The following is a 17,815-nucleotide window of genomic DNA, read 5'->3' on the forward strand; positions in this document are numbered from 1 at the left end:
CCTCGCGCTCTGTGTGAGTGGTACCTTTTCAGACGCCACTCGCCTGTTCAAGTCGGAAGCCCGACAAAATTGGGACGTAACGAACAGGCGGAATCGCACATGAAAGCCGACATTTTGAACTGAAACCGCTTTTTTTGGAGCTGGCACAACTTTTGCGCTTTGAACTGCGACGTCCACCCAGGAACGGAGCCGTTCATGTCTTTACCGACGATTTCGCTTGAGAGTTTGGTCAGCACCAAATCCTTCGACCAGTTGCTGGCGACCGCGAAATCCGCCGGCTGCGCATCTTCATCCTGCGGCTCGTCCGCAAAGCCGGACGAGATGGACTGCGCTATCTGGGAGAAGATCAAGGACCATCCATGCTATTCGGAAGAGGCGCACCATTATTTCGCGCGCATGCATGTTGCGGTCGCGCCAGCCTGCAATATCCAGTGCAATTACTGCAATCGCAAATATGACTGCGCCAATGAAAGCCGGCCCGGGGTCGTCTCGGAAAAGCTGACCCCTGACCAGGCGCTGCGCAAGGTGATCGCGGTCGCCAACGAAGTTCCACAGCTTTCCGTGCTCGGTATCGCCGGGCCGGGCGACGCCTGTTACGACTGGAAGAAAACGAAGGCAACGTTCGAACGCGTGGCCAGGGAAATCCGCGACATCAAGCTGTGCGTCTCCACCAATGGGCTCGCGCTGCCGGATCATGTTGCTGAGCTTGCCGACATGAATGTGGATCACGTGACAATCACCATCAACATGGTCGACCCCGAAATCGGCGCAAAGATCTATCCCTGGATCTTTCGCAAACACCGCCGCCACACCGGCATTGACGCGGCAAGGATCCTGCACGAGCGGCAGATGTTGGGCCTGGAGATGCTGACCGCGCGCGGCATCCTCACCAAGATCAATTCGGTGATGATCCCCGGCGTCAACGACGAACACCTGATCGAGGTCAACAAATGGGTCAAGGAGCGCGGCGCGTTCCTGCACAATGTCATGCCGCTGATTTCCGACCCGGCGCACGGCACGCATTTTGGCCTGACCGGACAGCGCGGCCCAACGGCGTTGGAACTGAAGACGCTTCAGGATCGCCTCGAAGGTGGCGCCAAGCTGATGCGCCATTGCCGGCAGTGCCGGGCCGATGCTGTCGGCCTGCTTGGCGAGGATCGTGGCCACGAGTTCACGACCGACCAGATTTCGGATGACATCACCTACGACGCCAGCAAGCGCGAGGCCTATCGGGAGGTGGTCGCGCGCGAGCGCGGCGATCACGTGGCAGCCAAGAGTGAAGCGGTCGCGACGGTCAAGGCAGCGGGTTCCGGCAAATCGCTCCTCATCGCCGTGGCCACCAAGGGCGGGGGCCGGATCAACGAACATTTCGGCCATACGAAGGAATTCCAGGTTTATGAGGCGTCTCAGAGCGGGATCAGCTTCATCGGGCATCGCAAGGTCGAGCAGTATTGCCTCGGCGGGCGAGGCGCGGACGCGACCCTCGACAGCGTCATAGCTGCGCTCGACGGCATCCACATCGTGCTGTGCGCCAAGATCGGAGATTGCCCCAAGGATCAGCTCGCGGAAGCTGGAATCCGTGCAATGGATTTCTATGGCTACGACTACATCGAGACCGCTATCAGCGCGCTTTACGCCGCCGAGTTTGGGAGCGAACCACTGGCGGCGACGGCTTGAGCATCTCGTCCCAACCAAATCAGGAGTTGAGAAATGGCCTTCAAGATCATCGCCTCCCAATGCACGCAATGCGGTGCCTGCGAGTTCGAATGTCCCTCGAGCGCGATCAAATTCAAGGGCGAGACCTACGTGATCGACCCGGAGCGGTGCACCGAATGCAAGGAGGCCTTCGATACACAGCAATGCGCCTCGGTATGCCCGGTGCCGGGGACCTGCATTCCCGCCCCCGCCTGACTCCAGTCGGGCCAGCGGCACGGTCGGGTCGCTTCCGCCGGACGCCATGACCTCCTTTGTTGACAAGCTGCAGCCGCGAGAGAGGAAGCAAGGGGATGGGCCTGGGACGCGAACAGGAGGTCGAAATCCGCAAGCCTCCACGATTTATGCCGGGCGAGCGAGTCCGTGCCACACGCCACATAAAGAATGACGGCACCTATCCCGGTAGCGAGATAGGCGCGAACCTCGTGCGGAAGGGCGATGAAGGCTATGTGCGCGACATCGGCACATTTCTCCAGCAGTTCTACATCTATGCGGTCGAATGGTTGGATCGCGGCAGCGTCGTTGGCATGCGCGCCCACGAACTGATCAGCCTCGACATATCCGGAGATCCTTGCAGTGCCGAAATCACTTGTGGCCACGAATAAGGGAACAGCCCGATGAAGGTAATGATCCGTAGAACCGACGCCGGCCTATCGGCGTATGTTCCCAAGAAGGATCTCGAAGAGCCCATCATCAGCGTCGAAAATGAAGACCTATGGGGCGGGTCCATAACGCTCAGGAACGGCTGGCGGCTAGTCTTGCCCGACCTTCCGCGGGAAACGCCTCTGCCGATCACCGTCGAGGCGAGAAAGATTTCCAACGAGGACTGATGCTCAGGCTGACAACGTGGGCACCAACGGGAAATGAGCATGAACACGATCCTGGCCTTGGACCATCTCTTGATCTACCGCGACAGTCATGCCGCGAAGCAGCTGAACATGCTGAAAAAAGCGCTCTGCGCCGATGAGGTCATCCCCTATCTCGGTCCGGGTCTGCTCTGGCCTGGGCCCGCCGAACCAGTTGTACCGCACACGCCACAAGCCGTCGCCGCCGAACTCAACGCGCGAGCGCCAGCTCCTTCCAAGATCCGCACCAATATGTGGTCGATAGCCCAATTCATCGAGCAGCGCCGGCATCGCCGGACGCTTCAAGCTTGGATGGCTGAGATATTCGCAGGGCCGGTGGCGCCGACCGTCTTCCATGCCTGGCTCGCAACGCTGCCGCTCTCCCTCATCGTCGACAGCTGGTACGACGGCGCCATGCGCGCGGCTCTCGCGCAGACCGGCCGAACGGATGTCGTCGAGATTCAAGGCGTCACGCGGGCGCACGCCATCAGCGACATTTGGACGAAAACCTACGATTTGTCCGGTAGGGAACTTCAACTCGGATCAGTGGCAACGACGGTTCTCTATTCGCCGCATGGCAGTATCAAGCCGGCCGCAAACTTCCTCGTCGCTGACTCGGATTATGTCGAGGCCCTAACTGAAATCGATATCCAGACGCCGATTCCTCAAGTTGTAAAGGAACGGCGCACCAAACGCGGCTTTTTCTTCTTCGGCTGCCGGTTCGACGATCAGATGCTGCGCACCTACGCCCGACAAGTCATCAAGCGCTCAAGCGGCCCACACTTTGCGGTCATCGATTCGGCAACGCTGACCAAAAACGAACGCCGTTTTCTTGCAGCAAGCGCAATCACCGTCATTGACATGCCGGCAGGCGAAGCCGTGGCGAGGCTTGTCGGAGCAGGTGTCTAGCAGATGGTGGCCAGCTTTGCATGTCGGGGGCATTTGACGGGGGAGCCATCCGGCTTGAGGCCCTCCAAACGGCCCAAGATCAGTCTGGAATGTATCCTCGAACAGTAAGGCTATTCGCGGCGTGACGAAGCCCAGGAATTCGCTCGCGCATGGAGAGGCGGCCGGTTCGGACCGGGGCTTGAGCACGATAGCGCGCATTACCCGCATGAATTTGCGGCACCCGTGTCAGGTCGCCGTCGCTATCGGCTCGACACTCGTCGCGGCATCGCTCCAATTGCTCATCCCCGAGCTCCTCGGCCAAGCCATCGACCAGACCCAGACAGCCGTCGGCGGAGGTGTCAGCGGAGCGGCAGCGCAGGAGGCGCTGCGGACCTCGGCCCTCCTGCTGCTCGCCGTCAGCGTGCTGCGCGGCCTTTTCACGCTGGCTCAAAACTATTTTGCCGAAGCGGTCGGACATCACGTCGCGTATGAGCTGCGGGTCGCTTGTTATGAGAAGATCCAGCGGCTCAGCTTTTCTTTTCACGACCAGGCGCATTCAGGCGATCTGATCACGATCGGCATGCTCGATCTGGAAGGCGTGCGGATGTATTTTTCTGTCGCTCTGGTTCGCGCCGTCCTGCTCGTCATGTTGATCGGGATCGGCGCCTACATGCTGATTTCCACCAACCTGGTTCTTGGCCTCCTCGCGCTGAGCTTCGTGCCCTTCGTCGGGTGGCGCTCATCAATCACCCAGCTCAAGCTGCGCGCTACCTGGCTTGACCTGCAGGAGCGGCTTTCGGTCCTCAGCCGTGTAATGGAAGAAAATCTCGGCGGCATCCGAGTTGTCCGCGCCTTTGCAGCGCAGGCCTACGAGATGCTGAAGTTCGACCGCGCATCGAAGAGTGCGCTTGGCCTCATGCACGAACGGATCGAGATTTACGTGCGCAACATCTGCGCGATGAATTTCTCCTTCTTTTTCGCGATGGGACTGGTTCTGTGGATTGGCGGCAGCAAAGTCATCGCGGGCGAAATCAGCGTGGGCAAACTTGCGACGTTCCTGACGTTTATGACCATCTTACAGATGCCGGTTCGCCAGATAGGCTTGATGGTCAATGGCTTCGCCCGCGCCTCGACGTGCGGTTCGCGCCTTTTCGGGTTGCTCGACCTGGATATCGCAATCAAGGACTCAGCAGACGCTAAACCGCTCGACATCAGCGAAGGCACCTTGCGCTTCGACAATGTTTCATTCGCCTATCCCGACGCCGAGAACCGCCCAATTCTGAAGAATATCAGTTTCGAGGCCCGCAAGAGCGAGACGATCGCTATTGTCGGTCCGCCCGGCTCTGGCAAATCGACGATGGCTCATCTGATCCCTCGTTTTTACGACGTCGCCGGCGGCGTCATCACGCTTGACGGCCAGGATATCCGCGAGGTCACCCTCGCCACGCTTCGCAGGGCGGTCGCGGTCGTGCAGCAGGATGCATTCCTTTTCACCACGACGATCGAAAACAATATCGCCTATGGCGACCCCTGGGCCAAGGAACAGCGGATCGCGCGCGCGAGCGAGTCAGCTCAGCTTCACGACTATATTCTCGGGTTGCCGGCCGGCTACAAAACGGTGGTGCGCGAGCGCGGCGTGTCCCTGTCGGGCGGCCAGCGTCAGCGCCTAGCGATCGCCCGCGCGATGATGCTGCGCCCGTCGGTCATCATCTTCGACGACTCGACTGCAGCGATCGATGCAGCCACAGAGCAGCGCATTCGCTCCGCCGTGCGACTCTTTGCCAAGGATTGCGTAACCATCATCATCGGCCACCGGCTGAGTTCGCTCATGCATGCCGACCACATCCTGTTTATCGAGAACGGCGAGATTGTCGAGCGTGGCACTCACGAAGACCTTCTAGCGAAGTGTGGGCGCTACAAGGCCCTTTACGATCTCCAGGTGCGCCCGCTTGATGACATGCTGCCCGAACAAGAGGGGGCGAGCTGATGCTCCAGACCGGCGAAGTCGAGACGGAACGCAACGACGCCCGCGACGACGACCGGCGTCCGCCGCATGCGGTCGTCGGCTCGCACCGTATCGAAGAGGAGATATTCGGGCGGGCCTTCGACAAGAACATTGTCCGACGCATTTGGGCGTTCGTCCGGCCCTATCGCACCAACCTGATCATCTCGGTTGCTGCGATGTTGATCCTCACCGGCACGCAGCTTGTCGTCCCGCTGATCATCCGCTTCGCGATCGACCACGGCATGCACCCGGAAAGTGGCGATCACTCGGCCCTGCTTGCAGCCGCCTGCGCCTTTCTTCTCACCATTTGGGTCAATTTTGCCGCCAGCTACACGCACGAGATCGTGGTCTACAAGATGGCGGAGAATGTTTTGTTCGATATGCGCCGCGCCACGTTCGGCCATCTGCAGGACGTCTCGCTTTCCTTCATGGACAAGACAGAGGTAGGACGGCTGATGTCGCGTCTGCAGGGCGACGTCAATTCCATGCAGGAGTTCCTCGAAACCTCGGTCTTTTCGCTGGGCGACATCACCCTTCTCTTTGGCATCGTCTTCGTCATGCTGTGGCTCGACGTTCGCTTGGGGCTCCTTACGCTCTCAGTGTTGCCGGTTCTCTTCATCGTGCGCATCTTCTGGCTGCCTCGCGCCCGGGACGCCTTCATGGCCGCCAATGAGGCCAATTCGGTTTCCAACGGCGCGCTGGCTGAAGCCATTCATGGCGTACGGGCGGTGCAGTCCATGGACCGCCAGCAGGTCAACTTAATTCTTTACGATGACAAGGCCCACGCCAATCTCAAGACACATCTGACCGCCGCCAAATACGCTCAGATCATGGTGCCGATCGTCGATAGCCTGACCGGCGTTGCCATGGCCGTCGTCATCGTCATCGGTGGCTCGATGGTCATGAACGACCGTATCGACGTGGGTGTGATGGTCGCTTTCCTATTCTACATCCAACGCTTCTTCGATCCGATCCGCTCGCTCACCTTGCAATATTCGATCATGCAGCGCGCGATGGCGTCGGGAAAGCGCCTGACCGACGTGCTTGACGTCAAGATTGAGGTCCAGGACAAACCGAATGCCAGGGTGCTTTCGCCCGAGATGGACGGCTCGATCGAGTTCAGGAACGTTACTTTCGGCTATGATCCCAAGCATCCGGTATTGAAGAACGTGTCGTTTCGGGTCAATCCCGGCGAAACCGTCGCCCTGGTCGGCCCGACCGGATCAGGTAAATCGAGCGCAATGGCCCTCGTCCACCGCTTCTATGATGTCCAGCAGGGCCAGGTGCTGGTCGGCGGATATGACGTGCGCGATCTCACCCAGGAATCGCTTGGCCGTCAGGTCGCCATGGTGCTGCAGGAGCCGTTCCTTTTTACCGGCACGGTTTTCGAGAACATCCGCTACCATAAGGCTGAAGCCACGCGGGAAGAGGTAATCGAGGCCGCCATGGCGGTCGGGGCGCATGGCTTCATCGTGCGCCTTCCTGGTGGATACGATGCTGCTCTAGGTGAACGCGGTGGCAATCTCTCGCTGGGCCAGCGCCAGCTTATCAGCTTCGCGCGCGCGCTTGTGGCAAATGCCAAGATCCTCGTCCTCGACGAGGCAACCGCCAATATCGACAGCTACACGGAAATGCTGATCCAGAAGGCACTGGTAAGGCTCCTCGAAGGCCGCACGGGCCTCGTCATCGCCCATCGCCTTGCCACAGTCCGAGGCGCCGACCGTCTCATTGTTCTCCACAATGGCAGAGTCGCCGAAACCGGCAAGCACGACCAGTTGATCGCCAGAGGCGGTCTCTATTCCAAACTCTACAACCTCAATTACGCCTCGTTCGACGACACCCCCGATGAGCAAATCGATACCTCGGCACCAACCGGCTTGCAAACCTGAAGCGGACTGCGAAAAACTCGTCGAGTTTGTTCAGCTAGCCTCGGACACGTGCGTCGGGAGTGGGCTTCATCACCTCGGACAAAACGTTGGTATCGAGCAGGAGCCTCACAGGGACAAATCGCGCGGTTCGTCGCGCAACGGTCGCGCTCGGAGCCGCGCAGCGGCGAGGCGAGCAGGCATGAACGCCCTGCACCATAGGTCGGTTCAGGGGCGTGCCTAGTAAAAGGCGGAGGTAGGTTGCTGTCGTGTCGCTTTGCAAAGAAATGACGCCGGCATCTTGCTGCTCGCAGACTATACTTGTCGGGCTGGCTGCATGAGGTAGTGCATGACGTTATGAGAGGTCGCCGCTCGTCCGTCGCAGGTTGTCGGCGGTCTACCGTACTCGTATTTTGTCGCCTAGAAGATCGCCGCTTTATCTTGAGCCAAGGTTATTGGTTTGTCGTTTCGCTCAAGTCCTGCCCAAATGAGGCCTGAGCGGCATGTCGTCGTGTACGCGCACGGTTTGGCGTTCGATCTTGTGATGGATTTTGGGCGGGCAATCGCCACGGTGCAGAGCTTCCAGGCGCGCAACGATTTCGGCGTCATCCTGGGTCTGCCTCTTGTTGTGGCGAACATACTCGACCCAGGTCGGCACGTGGTAACATTCGGTCCATAGTTCGGGCTTCTCCAGGTCGCGTAGCAACGCCCATTGTCTGGCGCCATCCCGCAGCCTGGCTTTTCGCCATGATGTCATCACAGTGAGAAATTCTGGGACGTCTCTCTGATCGATACGATAGTCGACCATCACCATGATCGGACCGCTTCGTGGCCGCAGATCAAGTTGCAGGGTCGGTTCGCAGAACTTGTTGGTCGGATCGAGGTTGAGCGTTTCAAAATCCGGATGACGCAGAACAATGCCGATCAGTCCCCCAAACACAAAAACCAAGCTAGCGACGAGCAAGGCTCCCGAAACGCCTTGCACGTCCGCCAACTCGCCCCAGAGCCAGCTTCCCGCCGCCATGCCGCCGTATGCGGCCGTCTGATAGAGAGCCAGGGCTCGTCCAACCACCCACCGAGGGGCCGAAAGCTGAACTGTGACGTTAAACAGCGAGAAGGACTGGATCCAGGCTGCTCCTGCTGGCATGAGCAGCAGGCAGGTTAGCCAAACGTGGTCGCTCCATGCCAGAAAGAAGCAGCTGATCGCCAGTGTAAAGAACGCACCGCGAATGACCCATTCGTTGGAGAGAACTTCACGGGTCCGCCCGATGAGAAGCGCGCCGCAAATCGCACCTAGGCCAAAGAAGCCGAGCATTACACCGTAGGTAACCGCGGTGCCCTTGACCTGTTCGCGCGCGACCAAGGGCAGGAGAGCCAAAATGACGACGGCGGTGAGGCCGAAAATGAAACTCCGGCACATCACCTTCAGAAGATTCGGCGACAGGAGCACGTAGCGGAAGCCCGCCGCCATCGCACTGCCGAAAGCCTCGCGCGGCAGCGCCTGGCGCGCCCATACAGTTTTCCAGCGCAACAGCGCGGCGATCAGGGCGACATAACAGAATACATTGAAGAGAAACGCGAAGGCCGCCCCGGCTGTCGCCACGATTATGCCGCCAATCGCCGGTCCGATGCTGCGCATGAGGTTGTAGCTCATGCCGTTGAGCGCAACTGCGCTTGGGAGGTCTTCGCGAGGCAGGATATCTCCCATCGAGGCTTGCCAAGACGGATCGTGCAATGCCCAACCACAGCCGATCAGGAAGGTGAGACCCAGAAGGGTCCAGGGTGTGATTTCCCCGGCATAGGTCAGACGCCAGCGAGGCGGATACGCAAACCATCAGCAGTTGCGCCGTCAACATGATCCGGCGACGGTCAAAGTTGTCCGCGATCGCTCCCGCCGCGAGCGAGAAGATCATGTAGGGCAAGGTGGTCGATGACTGGACGAGCGCTACCATTCCATGGGAGGTGGCAATACTCGTCATCAGCCATGCAGCTGCTACACCTTCAACGAGCGTGCCAAGATTCGAAACAAGGGCAGCCGACCACAGAGAACGGAAGGTCTTGTGCTGAAAGGGTACGAGTGGAGATGTTCTCTTCGCCATTGTGGGAAGCTTCGGAGTAGACCGCGCGGCTGGATTTTCAGCTCACTCAACCACAGCCTCGCCGTTCAAGCCAAGCTGCCACAGCGGGCCGGCCCGCTAACCCAGGAGATACTAATGGGCAGGACGCTAAGCCGCTGGCCAGATTCGGCATTGTCCCCGGCAAGCGATTTTTTCATACGGCACTGAAGACAATCGAGATGCAGCAGTTTTTCAATTTCAAGAATTACGGAGTTCCCCAACGGCACGATGCGACATTCGATCCGAGACAGCGCCTGCCCTGCAGCCTCGCGATGCCCCAAGCGTCTGCGAACGGATCCACTCCCATCGCACCTTTTGCAGCCATTCTCCTTGCGCGGCCGCCCGCACCGGGCCGCCTGCAGCTTCTCGAACAAGCTTGTCAAAAATCTCCCCAGATAATTTAGCCATCGAAGACCGGCGTGACCGGCGTCACTTGCTCGTCGAGGGACTTTTACGATAAAGCTCCGCGCGAAGCAGGAAGCGCCAGGAGTTCCGAACGGCGACTTCATTCTTCTATTCGTTTCTTATCAGGAAGGAACTATGAGGCGGCAAACGCGACCATTCACCGTGGAAGTCAAACAGAAGCGCAGTTATCAAAAAACCGCCCGTTCCATCTGGGGCGATTTCGACATCGCCGCGGCGATGGCCGAAACAACCGAGGAACTCCAGAAGATTCAATTGCCAAATCGTCAGCTTGTTGACTCTACTGTCGGGGCCCTTGATGCTAAACCTTTGCACAAACCGCAAATGGAGCATTTCATGGCAAATCGCCTGGAAACCGAAACAGCAGTAGTTCCTACCGAACCGGCAGCCAAAGCGGAGACGCCAAAACCGAAGGCAAGAACGCCGCGGTCGAGGAAGCCAAGAGCCGAGCCGAGCGGGCCTGGCCGGAAGAACGGCGTCAAGCAGACATCTGCGACCACTGAAGTACCGCCATCGGCACGGACAGGCCGCAAGGTCTACTCCGCACAGGAGCGCGGCCAGAAGCTCGCTCAGATCGAGACGTTGATCGGCGGCGGCACCACTCTCAAGAGCGCGGTGAAGCAGGCCGGCATCTCGGAACAGACATATTATCTTTGGAAGAAAGCGGCGACGCCTGCGGCGGACAGCGACGAGTTGAAGGATCTCGTCGCGCTCGAGGAAGAAAACAAGCGGCTGAAGAGCCTGCTTGCGGATCGTCTGCGCAAGGAGAATGCGGAACTGAAGAAAAGGCTTGGGCTGGATTAATTCACACTGAGTTTGCGGCGGCTATCTATATCGACACGCTATTAGGCGAAGCCGTGCCATGTTTCGCTGCTCTGCATTGAACGACCGGGTTGGGCAACTGGGTTCACCGTTCATCGGCGGCGGCCAAAACGATGAACATTGTCACCGAACATGGCCAAGTTTGCAGCACTAGACGTGCGATCGATCTGACTCGCCGCTTTTTCCTCTTGAAGCGTCATCGCGCTGACAACACATTCTGCAACGGTCTGGGGGGTCGATGAGGCCTGCCTTGCAAGTCGGCTGTTCAGCAAGTTGGGAGGAAACGAATGAGGGCGGAGGCCTTCGATAGCCCTATTTTCGTGAAGCGTGCCGCTTATGTCGTGCAAGAGATTGCCAACCTCGAGGACGCCATCGATTTTCTAGACGAGTGGCCTGAAGATCGCAGAGACCTGATCCACGAGACGGCTCTTAAGGCGTGCTACGATGCCTATGATGGACGCAAGCCTTTAAGCGCCGCCCGCGCTGCCTTTTACGGCTTTGCGAAACGGGTCGCAATATTGGAAGATCCAACCTCGGCGATGCAGTGGATTGCGGCCTGCAAAACGGGCAATGGAAATGGTTAGGTGTGAACGTCGGCGAATACGTGAGGACAGGCCGAGACACGTATGGGCGACAATATTGTGTGTGCATATCGGCGCCCGGAAAGCGGAACCAGTTCTCATCATCCGAAACGGCGTCCGACCCGGCAGGCTTGGCGACTGGAATCCCCACGTAGACGGTTGCTTGCGTCAGCGGCCGAGACACAAGCGGGACCGTTCGGCTGGGCAACGGGGTGACGCTAGTCTCCGCATGCCGGCTGCAGGGAGGGAAAGATGACCGGCTTGAGCAAATTCGAGCGGCAAGTCGTCGTGCAGCTTGGACACCACGGCTCAGAGCGTATTGTGTTCGATGTCAATGACGCGGCCGCTATCTTGCTCCGGGATCTTCCTCGTGAAACCGAGAAGCGCAAGATGGCGATGGACGCATGTCTGCAGGTGTTACGTGGCCAAGCTCATCCGCCAACCGCTCGACGGGCTTTTGTTGCGGCCGCGCTTGAAGCAAAAATACTGCGGTTGAGAAAAAGGTCCCGCGCGCTTATTGATCAATTTGATCCCTCGGAGCGTGTACCGCTTGCATTCAAATGCAACGCGACCTGCCCCTCGACGTGACATTTTCCTCAAAGAGAGCGGCCGAGCGCTCCATCATGTGCGGCCGCATACCCACCATCGCTCGCCAACGTTAGCTGGGTTTCCGCGCGCCAGATGAGTCGGACGCGGCAGCATCAGAGCCGCTTCGACATCCAGGCTATGCATTTTTCGAGGCGTTCCAACCTGGCCTTCTGCGAACGAAGCTGGTGACCAAGGTTCTGCAGATTGGATTTGCCCCTGGAAGCCGCAGCATTGATCAGTTCGGATTCGAGCACGGCGATCCTATCTCGTATCTGCTGAGCTTCGGTCGATCGTATGTCTCTGATCCAGCCTGGGCCACGCATATTCAACAATCACCGTCCATGCAGCATGGAATAGCGTCTGAATGCTAACGTCGGCAGAGTCGAATACCGCCAATTTTAACCGTCGCTAAAATTCGCCGCACTATCCCAATCCTCGCTGCTACGGTGGACGACAGCACGTTCCCCTGACCCTTCGATTCGGAATAATCTTAATCGACCGGGTAAGAACTCTTTTAGCGCCATTGTCTAAATAAGCAGACACTGATCTTCTTAAAGAAATAACATGACGCCGCGCACCAAGCGTATTGTGGGCAAATCGATAGTCGTGACGATAATTGCAATCGTCGCGACCTTTGCTCTGTCGTTTACGGCAAGAATCGCGTTGCACATGCCGATCGACTGGCTGAGCTGGGTGGAATGCACCTTCATCCCCATTCTGATCGGAATGCCCGTCGGAGCCTACATCTTCGCCCAGGCGGAAACCATCCAGGACACATGTGACAAGCTGGAGAAGTCGTACGCGGCGCTCAGAGATACACACGATCGGCTGACCTTCGTAACCAGTCACGACCCGATGACAGGGCTTCTCAGCCGTGGCGAGTTCATGGCCAGGATGGACCGGCAGCGTGATGACGGAGAATGTGACACGCTTCTTGTGATCGATCCGGATCACTTCTCCTTGTTCAATGACAAGCACGGCCATGCCAAGGGTGACGAGACCTTGGTGCAAATTGCAAAGGCGCTCGTCTATCTGACTCGCCCAGGCGACTCGATTGGCCGCCTTGGTGGCGAAGAGTTCGGGGTCCTGCTGCGAGGCCTGCGCAAAGAGCAGGCGATGACCATTGCGGAAAACATCCGCCGGCATGTCGGAGGACTTCCGTGGATCAAAGGGTTACCCGATGACGTGAAGGTGACCGTCAGCATCGGGGGTGCGGAAGTCTCTCGCGACGCAGATCCCCAAGATGTCCTTCGCGCGGCAGGACGATGCCTTCTCGACGCGAAGCAACATGGGCGGAACCGCGTTTCGTTCGACTATGAAGCTGCCAAGTTGCGATTGATGACGCCGTAGTCGAGCCCTTGAGACAGACTGATGCAAGAAGGGTCCGGCTGCCGATCGGCTGATGCGGTGACCGCAATGTCAACTGGCAAAAGTTCGTTTTACCGCGCCGCGGTGTCAACGCGTTTCCTCCATTGGGTGATTGAAGGCCATGGCTATGCCAATATGCTCGCGGCGGCCGGACCTGAAGGACGACAGGCGGACATGATGGGCGAGCCGCGCTGGCCAGTTGAACTGGGGATTCACAGGGAGTGTCAAGGAGTACTGGCATTACAATCTCCAAAGTCGAATACCACTTTCACGGTCAGCCAAATCGGGCCATGATTTCGGATTGAATCGTCACCGCGGTGTATAGGGACGCTTCCAGTGGTAAATCCCCAAACGCGAGCTGGCAAAGAAGATAATTGGCACCGGCCATTTCCAGCTGATTAAGAAGAGCTTCCCGCACAAAAGCTGCCGTTCCTGCCACGCACAATTCACTCTCGATCGCCGCTTCGAAGGTCAACGGCAGGTTTGGGGGGGTCGGGAGAGCATTGAGGTCGTAAAGAAATTTGAAGCTCTTGAGCCATCGTTCATAAGCAGGTGCCGCGAGCGAATAGGCATGCGTGTCAGAGCGCCCAATCACGACCATGCGGAGCAATCCAAGAAACGGCGCCGGATTGCGTCCGTCAGTGTCTTGCTCTTGATTGGCGCGGAAGGCATCGGTAACCTTGCGAACGGAAGAGCTAGGTCCTAGGCAGGCGAGATTTGCGCCATTCGCGGCGGCCCAACTTGCCGATTCGGGTCGGTTGGTGGCGACCCATGTCGGCGGATGCGGGCGCTGGTGGGGCCTAAGCGTTAAGGGAACGTCATTCAGCTCAAAGTGGCGGCCTTGATACGACAACCTCCCGCCTTTCATGGCATCGATCAGGATTTCACTGGCTTCCGAATAACGGCCTGGCACTGCGTCCGCGCCAATCCCGAAATAACCCAATTCGACTGGGAGAGAGCCTCGCCCTATACCGAGCTCCACCCTGCCACCACTCAACTGGTCGAGCATACAGATCTCTTCGAACGCACGAAGCGGATGGTAGAGGGTAAGCAGCATCACCAACGGACCGACACGCAGTTGGCGGGTACGCTGTGCGACGCTCGATAAGAAGAGATTCGGCGACGCACCTCTCCCATGCGGGGTACAGTGGTGCTCTGCGAGATGATATGCATAAAAACCCAGGTGATCGCATGCCTCTGCAAGCTTCAGGCGATCTGCGTATTGTGGGCCGATGTCGCGGCCGTCCTCGTCCAAGTGATCGAAGATTCCGAAGGTCAGCTTTGACGGGAAGGTATTTTTCACTCTATTCTCCAGTTTTGACGCCGCAAACCCCTCGCCTCAGACGACTGTCGAAGCGAATAAAGGGCGTCGACTTGTTTTTCTGCCAGGCCATTGCCCGTGGAACAAATAAGAATCTATTGCTTTTCTATTTACGATTTTCGAATATTTAAGGCTTCAAGAATTTCTAAGACGGCGTTCAGAAATGATCCCATTTGCTTTTTTGTGCCGATGCTGACGCGAATGTAATTCTCCAAACTTTTTTCAGGAAAAACGGCGACAAGAATTTTGTGCTGTTCCAAGGCTGCTTGCCACCACCTGCCGTCTTGCCCGCCCGGCACGCGGGCTAGCAAGAAATTTGCGTGTGAAGGCGTTACGGAAAATCCAAGTTGCGTGAGCGCGAAGGACACTCGCTCTCGTTCATGCTTGATGTGTCTGTGGTTCTCTTTGTAGGCGGCGCGATGCGCAAGAATGCTGATGCCAACCGCATGGCCGATTACATTCATGTTGAAGACGTTCTGGATATTGCGAAGCCTTCCAATAACTTCGGGGTGACCGAAGCCGAAACCGACACGAATACCGGCGGCGGCGTAGCTTTTTGAAAATGTCCGTAGGAGCAGAACATTCGGATAATGATCGATAAGGCGCAGGCCGTCATCCGGCGCGAAGTCGACATAGGCCTCATCCAGGACGATCAAACGATCCGAGTGCGCCGCGAGGTGTTCGATCTCGGCCACCGGAACGAATGTTCCAGTTGGATTGTTGGGATTAGCTAGAAGAATGAACTTGGCGTCTTCTGCTGGGCCAAAAAGCAATTCCTCTACCGGTAGGACATTATCTTTACCGCATTCGATTTCAAGAAATTGAGCCCCCTGCAACATGGCCAGTTTGCGGTTGAACGAAAAGCCCGGCGATAGCATCGCCACGCTGTCGCCCGGAGCAAGGAAAGCCCTGTAGATGAGCCCCAGAAGTTCGGAGGATCCGTTTCCGGCAATCACCTGATCCTTGGTGAAGCCATAAGCATCAGCCGCCGCTTCCCTCAAGCTGATGTTGTCGTGTTCCGGATATAGGTACTGCCGCTCAAGGGCGGCAATTGCACTTTGCATTACGACGTCCGGCAACGGAAATGGATTCTCATTCGTATTTAGCCTGACGCAGTCATCGTCCAGCGCGGGTCGATCGGATGGCAAAGGCTCTAGCTCCTTTGCCATCTGCGAAAACGATGAAAGCACGCTTTTTAGTTTTATATCCGACATATCTTCTCCAGTCGACTGGAGGGCACGATTGTCCGCCCTCCCGTAGTTCGCCCCCAGCTGATTTCGCTTTGCTAAATGTATTTATTTAAATGTCATTTGACCTCAGGATAACTTCCGAATTAGATTGATACTGTGAGGTGGCGAGACTTAATACTTCGCTTGCGGCCAACTCTAGTTTATCGGATGCTGCTGCCTCTACGTGATCTTTTCAATGAACGTACACGTGATAACTGTTTATTTTCGAGGCCGTGCTTCACTTGCTCACGCCTCGCTTTTGTGCATCGACGTATTGGAGGTTAATGTGAACCGGCGCTGGTCGGCGCCAGACTGCTGTTCGTTCACGGCTAACACGGCGCCACAGTACCCCTATCGCTCGCGTCATAGCCGGCCAGCACCTCCCAATCCTCGAGCTGGAGTTGCCGGGGTCACGTCGTTTGAATCTCTGTGATCGACACCGTGCCGGTGAACAGCGCTTCGGGCAAAACCGGGTGCGTATTTGATGGACGTCGTTTGTTCAGGCGCGATTAGGCAGCTTTTAGCGCCTTTGATTTCATCAATCCGCGGGTCCTCGTTTGATGTCTGCGGCTCGACCTTGCTGTGCGTGTGGCCGACCAGGCGATTGGACAAGTTGCAGCGATGTGACCTCACATGGCGCGTGCGCAATGGGTGGTTGGCCGGCCAATGTTTCGGCAAGCTGACGCCCCGCAAAGGCGGCTTCCAATTGCGCTTGGTCCAACTCGCCTTCCCAACGGGCGACCACGAGCGTTGCAACAGCGTTCCCGATGATGTTCGTCAGGGCCCGGCACTCGGACATGAACCGGTCGATACCGAGGATCAGTGCCATGCCAGCGACCGGCACGGACGGCACCACAGAAAGAGTGGCGGCCAGCGTGACGAAGCCGGCGCCGGTTACCCCTGCTGCTCCCTTCGAAGAAAGCATTGCAACGAGCAGCAATAAGATCTGATCGCCGACCGAGAGATCGGTATTCGTTGCCTGGGCAATAAACAGGGCCGCAAGCGTCATATAGATGTTGGTGCCGTCCAGATTGAAGGAATATCCGGTCGGGATGACGAGACCCACGACTGAACGCTTGGCGCCAGCCTTCTCCATCTTCTCCATGAGAGTGGGCAGCGCAGCCTCCGAGGAGGACGTTCCAAGGACTAGCAGCAGCTCTTCCTTGATATAGCGAATGAGAGAAACGATCGAGAACCCATTATAACGGCAGACCGCGCCGAGAACTATGAACACGAAGAGAAAGGCCGTCATGTAGAACGTCCCGACCAGCATTGCGAGGTTGACCACCGAGGCGATGCCGTACTTGCCGATTGTGAAGGCCATGGCGCCGAATGCGCCGATCGGAGCCGCCTTCATCAGGATGCCGACCAACTCAAAGACAGGCGCGGTGAGCGCCTGGAGGAAGGAACTGACCGGCTTGCCCATCTCCCCGGCCATCGCCAGCGCGATGCCGAACAGGACCGAGAAGAACAGGACCTGCAGGATGTCGCCGTCAGCAAAGGCGCCGACAATCGTGGCCGGGATGATGTTCATCAGAAAGCCTGTCACGGACTGCTCGTGGGCCTTTGTGGCATAGGTATCCACCGCCTGGACGTCGAGCGAGGCCGGATCGATGTTGAGGCCGGCGCCGGGTTGAACGACATTCGACACAATGAGGCCGACGATCAGTGCCAGCGTCGAGAAGGTGAGGAAATAGACCATCGCCTTGCCGGCTACCCGGCCGACCTTGTGAAGATCGCGCATCCCGGCGATGCCGGTTGCAACGGTCAAAAAGATCACCGGTGCGATGACCATCTTGACCAGCTTAATGAAGGCATCACCGAGCGGCTTCAGCCTTTCGCCGAATTCGGGATAGAAATGGCCGAGTGCGACGCCGAGGGCGATGGCGACAATCACCTGCACGTATAGCCGGGCATAGAAAGGCTTGCGAGGCACGGCATTCGGGCTAGGGGCTTGTGGGGTCAACATCAATCTCTCTCCCAGACCGGATGGCGGCTCTGCCTCCCCTCCCGGGTTTCTCCCGATCGCTGCGCTCCGGTCGAAACGCTG

Annotated in this window: 14 protein-coding genes and 2 pseudogenes; 11 read left to right on the plus strand and 5 right to left on the minus strand. The window is 57.9% G+C overall.

What is annotated here, in order from left to right; genetic code table 11:
• Positions 1 to 47 precede the first annotated feature (47 nt).
• Entirely contained in the window at positions 48 to 350 is a 303-nt protein-coding gene (locus AC4FWB_RS18185; RefSeq protein ID WP_491027755.1) for a hypothetical protein, read from the minus strand.
• Between AC4FWB_RS18185 and nifB the strand changes: the two genes are divergently transcribed.
• The 7 genes and pseudogenes from nifB (at position 253) to AC4FWB_RS18220 (ending at position 7,340) form a co-directional block, all read left to right on the plus strand.
• On the plus strand, positions 253 to 1,677 hold the full coding sequence (nifB, locus tag AC4FWB_RS18190) for a nitrogenase cofactor biosynthesis protein NifB (RefSeq protein WP_491027748.1): 1,425 nt from the start codon (positions 253 to 255) through the stop codon (positions 1,675 to 1,677). The genes AC4FWB_RS18185 and nifB overlap by 98 nt on opposite strands.
• A 33-nt stretch (positions 1,678 to 1,710) precedes the next feature.
• Positions 1,711 to 1,911: a 4Fe-4S binding protein gene (locus tag AC4FWB_RS18195; RefSeq protein ID WP_491027646.1), complete on the plus strand. Its 201-nt coding sequence runs from the start codon at positions 1,711 to 1,713 to the stop codon at positions 1,909 to 1,911.
• 95 nt (positions 1,912 to 2,006) lie between these two features.
• Positions 2,007 to 2,334, plus strand: a pseudogene (locus AC4FWB_RS18200) (nitrogen fixation protein NifZ).
• The gene (gene nifT / locus AC4FWB_RS18205) at positions 2,331 to 2,543 is read left to right on the plus strand and encodes a putative nitrogen fixation protein NifT (RefSeq protein ID WP_491027647.1); all 213 of its coding nucleotides are present in this window, start codon (positions 2,331 to 2,333) and stop codon (positions 2,541 to 2,543) included. The pseudogene AC4FWB_RS18200 and the gene nifT overlap by 4 nt, the downstream one beginning before the upstream one ends.
• 39 nt (positions 2,544 to 2,582) lie before the next feature.
• A complete protein-coding gene (locus tag AC4FWB_RS18210) occupies positions 2,583 to 3,467 on the plus strand; it encodes an SIR2 family protein (protein ID WP_491027648.1) in 885 nt (294 codons plus the stop codon).
• 112 nt (positions 3,468 to 3,579) lie between these two features.
• Positions 3,580 to 5,433, plus strand: coding sequence for an ABC transporter ATP-binding protein (locus AC4FWB_RS18215; RefSeq protein WP_491027749.1), 1,854 nt, complete (start codon positions 3,580 to 3,582; stop codon positions 5,431 to 5,433).
• Complete coding sequence (locus tag AC4FWB_RS18220) at positions 5,433 to 7,340, plus strand: ABC transporter ATP-binding protein (RefSeq protein ID WP_491027649.1); 1,908 nt, start codon at positions 5,433 to 5,435, stop codon at positions 7,338 to 7,340. Before AC4FWB_RS18215 ends, AC4FWB_RS18220 begins: the two co-directional genes overlap by 1 nt.
• A 448-nt stretch (positions 7,341 to 7,788) precedes the next feature.
• Here AC4FWB_RS18220 and AC4FWB_RS18225 read toward each other — a convergent pair.
• Positions 7,789 to 9,415: pseudogene (locus tag AC4FWB_RS18225) on the minus strand (MFS transporter).
• Between the two features lie 558 nt (positions 9,416 to 9,973).
• Between AC4FWB_RS18225 and AC4FWB_RS18230 the strand changes: the two are divergent.
• The 4 genes from AC4FWB_RS18230 to AC4FWB_RS18245 all read left to right on the plus strand — a co-directional run bounded on the left by AC4FWB_RS18230 (position 9,974) and on the right by AC4FWB_RS18245 (position 13,197).
• Complete coding sequence (locus tag AC4FWB_RS18230) at positions 9,974 to 10,660, plus strand: transposase (RefSeq protein ID WP_491027650.1); 687 nt, start codon at positions 9,974 to 9,976, stop codon at positions 10,658 to 10,660.
• Positions 10,661 to 10,965: 305 nt separating this feature from the next.
• On the plus strand, positions 10,966 to 11,262 hold the full coding sequence (locus tag AC4FWB_RS18235; RefSeq protein ID WP_491027651.1) for a DUF982 domain-containing protein: 297 nt from the start codon (positions 10,966 to 10,968) through the stop codon (positions 11,260 to 11,262).
• 249 nt (positions 11,263 to 11,511) lie between these two features.
• Positions 11,512 to 11,847: a DUF982 domain-containing protein gene (locus tag AC4FWB_RS18240; RefSeq protein ID WP_491027652.1), complete on the plus strand. Its 336-nt coding sequence runs from the start codon at positions 11,512 to 11,514 to the stop codon at positions 11,845 to 11,847.
• Positions 11,848 to 12,411: 564 nt separating this feature from the next.
• The gene (locus AC4FWB_RS18245; RefSeq protein ID WP_491027653.1) at positions 12,412 to 13,197 is read left to right on the plus strand and encodes a GGDEF domain-containing protein; all 786 of its coding nucleotides are present in this window, start codon (positions 12,412 to 12,414) and stop codon (positions 13,195 to 13,197) included.
• A gap of 292 nt (positions 13,198 to 13,489) precedes the next feature.
• Here the strand turns inward: AC4FWB_RS18245 and AC4FWB_RS18250 are convergent, their stop codons facing one another.
• The 3 genes from AC4FWB_RS18250 to AC4FWB_RS18260 form a co-directional block, all read right to left on the minus strand.
• Positions 13,490 to 14,518, minus strand: coding sequence for an LLM class flavin-dependent oxidoreductase (locus tag AC4FWB_RS18250; RefSeq protein ID WP_491027654.1), 1,029 nt, complete (start codon positions 14,516 to 14,518; stop codon positions 13,490 to 13,492).
• 128 nt (positions 14,519 to 14,646) lie between these two features.
• Positions 14,647 to 15,750 (minus strand): histidinol-phosphate transaminase, encoded by a 1,104-nt coding sequence (gene hisC / locus AC4FWB_RS18255; RefSeq protein WP_491027655.1) that lies wholly within the window; start codon positions 15,748 to 15,750, stop codon positions 14,647 to 14,649.
• Positions 15,751 to 16,303: 553 nt separating this feature from the next.
• Positions 16,304 to 17,734, minus strand: a complete 1,431-nt coding sequence (locus tag AC4FWB_RS18260) for a dicarboxylate/amino acid:cation symporter (protein WP_491027656.1) — start codon at positions 17,732 to 17,734, stop codon at positions 16,304 to 16,306.
• Positions 17,735 to 17,815: the final 81 nt, after the last annotated feature.

Source organism: Mesorhizobium sp. LEGMi-168a, from assembly GCF_058312955.1.